The organism is Sphingomonas fucosidasi (genome assembly GCF_036663855.1).
GTDB lineage: Bacteria > Pseudomonadota > Alphaproteobacteria > Sphingomonadales > Sphingomonadaceae > Sphingomonas > Sphingomonas faeni_B.
In genome coordinates this window covers 802,736-808,735 of the sequence record NZ_JAXOJR010000001.1, presented here as the reverse complement: position 1 = coordinate 808,735, position 6,000 = coordinate 802,736, and the positions used below count along the sequence as shown (strand labels likewise).

Sequence of the window (6,000 nt, the reverse complement as noted above, 5' to 3'; positions counted from 1 at the left end):
CGGAACACCGTCTTGAAAGCGGCACGGTTGTCGCGGCGGAAGTCCGCGATGGTCTTGAAATCTGGCTTGAGGTGCCGGAGCAGCCAGATGACCTCGATATTGCGGTGGGTCTCGGTTTCCAGGCGCCGGCTCGACCGGATCCGGTTCAGGTAGCCATAGATGTACAGCTTGAGCAGATCAGCCGGATCGTAGCCCGGGCGCCCCGTCGTCTTTGGTTGCACGCGGACGAACCCAGCCGCACCAAGGTCGAGCCCGTCGACAAAGGCTTCGACGAACCGGACCGGATTGTCCGGCCCGACATAATCATCCACCGCTTCAGGCAGCAGCAGGAGCTGCGAGCGGTCCGTTCCAGACAGATGCGCCATGGCAAAAACATACCATACGCCCCGATCCACGGGAATCCTCAGACCGGGTTTCCACACGCTCTGTTTTATTTTTGCATCAGGAATGTCCGGGATGGGCAGGAAAGCGGACATTCGCGAGATCGCGTGATCGGGGTCCGCTACAATCAGAAGCGGACCCGTGTCGGACAGATCAGGCAGGAAAATGAATTCCGCACAATTTGTTGCCGTCGGGGTCACGGAAATAGGCCAGCTCGATGGTGCCCATTGAAGCAGTTTCGCGCGGTCCGGGCGGAGCTTCGATCGATGTCCCGCCAGCGGCAACGGCGGCATCGTGAAGCTGCTTCACCTGTTCGGGCGAGTCGCATGAAAATGCGACGGTGCTGCCGTTGGCGACGCTTGCCGGTTCGTCGTTGATCGGCTGGCTGACGATGAAGTTCGTTCCTTTGCCGTTATTGTATATCAGACGTGTATGGCCGCTGTCGGCGATGTTCCGCGTCCCTTCCCCTGCACCCAAGGTGCCGAGCACCGTGTCGTAGAAGCGCTTGGACCGTTCAATGTCATTCGATCCGACCATGGTGTGAAAAAGCACAGGCACTCTCCTGAAGACTGATCGACTTCCGATCGCTATTAGCAGTCTCACCTAGCCGGCGGGTGATCCGCAGTCACCCCGGCCCGTGGAGTGTCCGCTATTTGGGCGTAGGCGCCCTGGTTGGGCCTGCTGACAAACGGACGCTACAGGGCTTAAAAGGCGCCATCCGGATCATGCTTGCCGGGCGCCACGGTGCAGGCGATTTCGTACTTCTTCGCACCAAGGGTTTCGGGCTCGTGGCGCTCGCGGCAGCCAGCCCCTCCATTATGCGGACGAAGACACCCCTTTCGCCCCACCGTTTCCACCGGTTGTAGAGCGTCTTGTGGGGGCCATACTCCTGGGGTGCATCGCACCAGCGCAGTCCGTTACGGTTGACGAAAACGATGCCGCTCAGCACCCGCCGGTCATCAACTCGCGGCTTGCCGTGGCTCTTTGGGAAATATGGCTCGAGCCGCGCCATCTGCTCGTCGGTCAGCCAGTACAGGTCGCTCATGCGCGGTCTCCTCACGGAGCCTGAATCAGATCGTGCCTCTCAGATCAATGGGTCCTGATCCTAGCCGACCGGGCAGCTCAGGATCCCGCCGGCGTACCAGTCGCCCGAGTTCCGGCAGAGGCCTGCCGGGTCCTGCGTACCCGAGTTGGATCGCCGCCCCCGGTCCGTTCGGGGTCGGGAAAGCCGGAACGTCAGGGCTCCCCCGGCTCCCCCGACCTGAAGCCGAATGCCACCAGTTCGTCCACGATGCCCTCGTAGCGACGGGCGGCTGTGGGATCCCTCCGCCTCGCCTCCCGGTCCCGCTCTTTGTCGATCCATTCACTCGCCCTGACGAGCAGATCGATCGAGAACCTGAGCCGGACAGTCGCGAGCGGATCGCGCCGATCGCCTTGGTCGACTTCGTCCAGGATGCTGTCGACGTCGCCGCTGCCCGCCCTTGAGACCATGACGGCGCCGCGCGGGAGGAAGCCGGAGCCGATGGCGGTCAGGTCGATGGCGGCCCGGTCGAGGTCGACCGCCGCGGAGGCTGCCGCCTCGTTCACGAACGCCACTCCTCGTCGGGTACCGTCGTACGAAGAGAGTTCCAGATAGTCGCCTCGAAGGCGAGTGTATCGGACCTTGGGATATCTCATGCGGGATTCCACTTCACGAATACTGCGGATGCGTGCGCTACGCCCCCACCTGATGCCGTTCGACCCGTCCGACGGGGTTCGGGTCCCCGTGGACGTAGAAGTGCACCATCGACGCCACGCTCAGCCGCTCCTCGAGGCCGGCCAGGTCGAGCGGACTGCCGTCGTCGAATACGAGATCTGGATTTTCGACGACGGCGTCGATAACGGCTCCGTGTATGCTCCATGCGATGCGGACGAGCTCGTTCGTGCAGCTGTCCAGGAGCGCATAGACGGGCCGGATCATGCCGCGACCGCCGGCTTTGGCCCGGTCCGTTCCGCGACGCGCCGAACAACCTCCGCGGTGGCGGCCTGCCAGTCGATCAGGCGGTTGCTCCGCAGCACCCCCTGCCAGTCGATCGCGTCGAACGTCATCCGGTCGAGAGCTGCCTTGAGCGGAACGATGCTGGCGCCGTCGCCATACCTTCCGCCGACCGAAGTCGGCATGTGGCCGCAGAGCTGATCGAGCACGCGCTCCTGCACGCCCGCCTCGCGGCCCACGTCCTTGAATCGGTGACGGAGCGAGTGGAACACCAGTCTCGGATCCTTGGCGACCGTATTGTTGATGACACGGTTGCAGCGCTGACTAGCGTTCTGCGTCACCTTTCCGAACCGGTTGGCCTGGAGATCCGGAAACAGCATAGTCTGGCCCATCCTCCGTAGGCATTCGACGTAATAGGCGAACCCGAGCGAAAGTGCGCGATCATGCACGGGCACGATCCGGCGCGAACCGTCGTTTTTCACGCTCTTGGTATGCTCGGTGCCCGCTTCCGCCGGGTCGGTCGCATCGTCGATGTCGATGTAGATGATGCCAGCATCGATCTTCACGTCGGCCACGCGCGCCTGTCCGACCTCCTCGATGCGTCCTCCCGATGTCGTCCCGAGCACGAAGAGCCAGTAGAGCGTCACGTCGCTGACCGTCGTGCGCCTGCGCAGCAGAAGGTCCGGACGGAGGAAAAGGTCGCCGGCGAACAGCGTCGCGAGCTCGTCGCTGCGGAAGCTGCGCCGGGTGCGGGCGGTGCGGGAGGCCCGTTCGACCTTAAGGCCGACGCCGACGTTCTCCGGTATCCAGCGTTCTTGGAAGGCGAAGCCGAGGAGGTCCTGAATGGCGCCGACGCGCTTCTTCACCGTCACGCCACTGACGCGTGGGCCCGGACCGTCGGACAGCCGTTCGACACGCTGGCGGAAGGGCAGGGCACGATCCTCGCGCGACATGGCGACCGGCAGCTTCTCCGCCTCGTCGCGGTAGTCCATGAGTGCATCCGACGTGAGCCTTCCGACGGGGATGTTTCCGACATAGTCGAGCAGGTCGAGCACCGCGCGCTCCGCCTCGGCGCAGCTCTGGGGCCGCGGCTTCCGCTTCTCCTTCCACAGGCCCAGAAGCTCGACGAAGCGCAATTCGGGGCGTAGCCGAGGTTTGGATCCCGCCCGGTAGGGCTCCTCCACGAAGGCATGGAACCGTGCGTTGTCCTCGACGAGCCGGACGTTCCACGCATCCGCGATGGCGTGGTCGTTGGCCGGCAGCCTGGAGATCGGCGGATCGGCCGACTCGTAGACCGGCACGAGCACGGTATCCGCGAGCTCCATCCACTTCGAGCGGGGCTGCTGGCGCACGGTCTGGAGCCAGCTGTCGCCGCACAGGCGGCGGTTGACGTACTCGCTGCGGGTCGCCGCATCGTCGAGGCTGCTCATGGGAGGCATCCCGGACGGGATGCCGAAGACCTGCTGCACGGCCTGCTCGAGCCAGTACGTGAGCCCGAACGTCGGCCACCTCGCGTTCAGGTCGCCGGGACGTGTCGTAACGGCGAGATGGCGGGCGACCGCCAGCTGCGCGCGTTCGGCCGTGATCTCGTCGGCGGCGGCGCGCGCCGCCAGGCGCGCATCGGCCGCGTCAAATTCGCGCTGCGAGTCAAGATAGGCGTCGAGGATGAGGCGCTGCGCCTCAGCCAGGTCGCGGGTGCCCAGCGACTTCCGGACGAACTTCCGGCCGATCTCGGCATGGAGCCGCTCGGGAACGGCACGGTTGAGATAGTAGATGCCCGTATCGGGCTTCCGCCAGGGGGTGGAGATTCGCACTGACAACGGCCTTTCTATACCTGTCCGCTATACCTGCGGAGGATGAAAGTGCCGTAAATCCGCGGTTTCCGCGACTTGACCGAAGCTGGTGACCCCTACGAGAATCGAACTCGTGCTTACGCCGTGAGAGGGCGTCGTCCTAACCGCTAGACGAAGGGGCCGTTAGCAGATGCGGGCGTCTACGGAATGGGTCGGTAGCCGTCAAGACGGTCACCGACAATTCTTGCGACGCCCGCGCATTTTATTAGGCGGCGACCTTCTTCCGCTCGGCCATTTCCTCGTTGAGCATTTCGGCCAGCAGGAACGCGAGCTCCAGGCTCTGGCTGGCGTTGAGGCGCGGGTCGCAGTGCGTGTGGTAGCGATCGGCAAGCGATTGCTCGGTCACGTCGACCGCGCCGCCGGTGCATTCGGTCACGTTCTGGCCGGTCATTTCGGCATGGATGCCGCCGGCGTGCGTACCCTCCGCGCGGTGGACCGCGAAGAAGCCGCGGACCTCGGCGAGGATGCGGTCGAACGGACGCGTCTTGTAGCCATTGGCGGCCTTGACGACGTTGCCGTGCATCGGGTCGCAGCTCCAGACCACCGGATGGCCTTCGCGGGTGACGGCGCGGACGAGGCGGGGCAGGTTCGCCTCGATCTTGTCATAGCCGTAGCGCGTGATCAGCGTCATCCGGCCGGGTACGCGGCCGGGATTGAGCGTGTCGAGCATCCTCAGCAGGGCGTCGGGCTCCAAGCTAGGCCCACATTTGATGCCGATCGGGTTGCCGATGCCGCGGAGGTATTCGACATGCGAAGACCCCTCGAACCGCGTGCGATCGCCGATCCACAGGAAATGTGCGCTGGTGTCGTACCAGTCGCCGGTCAGCGAATCCTGCCGGGTTAGCGCCTGCTCGTACTGGAGCAGAAGCGCCTCGTGGCTGGTGTAGAAATGCGTCTGCGCGAGCTGCGGCACGGTCTCGGGATCGATCCCGCAGGCGGCCATGAACTCCAATGCCTCGCCGATCCGGTCCGCGGTCTCGGCATATTTCTTCGACCACGGGCTGCGGCCCATGAAGTCGTGCGTCCAGCGGTGGACCTGGTGGAGGTTCGCGTAGCCGCCCTGCGCGAACGCGCGCAGCAGGTTGAGTGTCGCGGCGGACTGCGAATAGGCGCGGATCATGCGCTGCGGATCGGGCGCGCGTGCCTCGGCGGTGAAGGCGATGTCGTTGACGTTGTCGCCACGGTAGGATGGCAGCTCGACGCCGCCGATCGTCTCGGTGTCGGTCGAGCGCGGCTTGGCGAACTGCCCGGCCATGCGGCCGAGCTTCACGACCGGGAGCTTCGACGCGAAGGTCAGGACGACGGCCATCTGAAGGATGACGCGGAAGGTGTCGCGGATATTGTTCGCGCTATGCTCGGCGAACGATTCGGCGCAGTCACCGCCCTGGAGCAGGAACGCCTTGCCGGCGGCGACCTCGGCAAGCGACGCGGTCAGGTTGCGCGCTTCGCCGGCGAAGACCAGCGGCGGGAAGGTCGCGAGCTGATCGGTCGCCGCGGTCAGCGCTGCGGCATCGGGATAGGTGGGGAGCTGCCGTGCTTCGTGACGCGTCCAGCTGTCGGGGGCCCAGTTCGCGGCCATATCATGTCGTCCGGATGGTGAATTGTGCGGCTGGCCATGCGCGAAAACGCCTTTTCGCGCAATGAAGTAAAGCTTGTAGCCGTTCTACCTTAGACATTCTCGGCACCGGCGTAGCACTGGCCCAGCGACCCGCAACGACCAATGCGGAACGACCACCTCGGTCTGGCGATAAAGTCGGCGTGGCATCCCTCGTCATAATCGGACAAATTAGA

General features: G+C 64.6%; 6 protein-coding genes, 1 tRNA gene and 1 pseudogene. All 8 read right to left on the bottom strand.

From position 1 onward, the window contains the following. Positions 1 to 365, bottom strand: a 365-nt coding sequence (locus U1737_RS03470; RefSeq protein WP_332795649.1) for a transposase, incomplete at its 3' end; no start/stop codon positions are given. Between the two features lie 169 nt (positions 366 to 534). Then, positions 535 to 933: a VOC family protein gene (locus U1737_RS03465; protein ID WP_332795612.1), complete on the bottom strand. Its 399-nt coding sequence runs from the start codon at positions 931 to 933 to the stop codon at positions 535 to 537. Between the two features lie 247 nt (positions 934 to 1,180). Next, a pseudogene (locus tag U1737_RS03460) lies at positions 1,181 to 1,426 on the bottom strand (transposase); the annotation flags it as partial. A 191-nt stretch (positions 1,427 to 1,617) separates the two neighbouring features. Beyond that, complete coding sequence (locus tag U1737_RS03455; protein ID WP_332795611.1) at positions 1,618 to 1,968, bottom strand: hypothetical protein; 351 nt, start codon at positions 1,966 to 1,968, stop codon at positions 1,618 to 1,620. 127 nt (positions 1,969 to 2,095) lie between these two features. Continuing rightward, on the bottom strand, positions 2,096 to 2,341 hold the full coding sequence (locus U1737_RS03450) for a hypothetical protein (RefSeq protein ID WP_332795610.1): 246 nt from the start codon (positions 2,339 to 2,341) through the stop codon (positions 2,096 to 2,098). Continuing rightward, complete coding sequence (locus tag U1737_RS03445) at positions 2,338 to 4,170, bottom strand: DUF6538 domain-containing protein (RefSeq protein ID WP_332795609.1); 1,833 nt, start codon at positions 4,168 to 4,170, stop codon at positions 2,338 to 2,340. Before U1737_RS03445 ends, U1737_RS03450 begins: the two co-directional genes overlap by 4 nt. 86 nt (positions 4,171 to 4,256) lie before the next feature. Then, positions 4,257 to 4,331, bottom strand: a tRNA-Glu gene (locus tag U1737_RS03440). Between the two features lie 83 nt (positions 4,332 to 4,414). Beyond that, positions 4,415 to 5,788: a class II 3-deoxy-7-phosphoheptulonate synthase gene (locus U1737_RS03435; RefSeq protein WP_132741841.1), complete on the bottom strand. Its 1,374-nt coding sequence runs from the start codon at positions 5,786 to 5,788 to the stop codon at positions 4,415 to 4,417. Between the last annotated feature and the right edge of the window lie 212 nt (positions 5,789 to 6,000).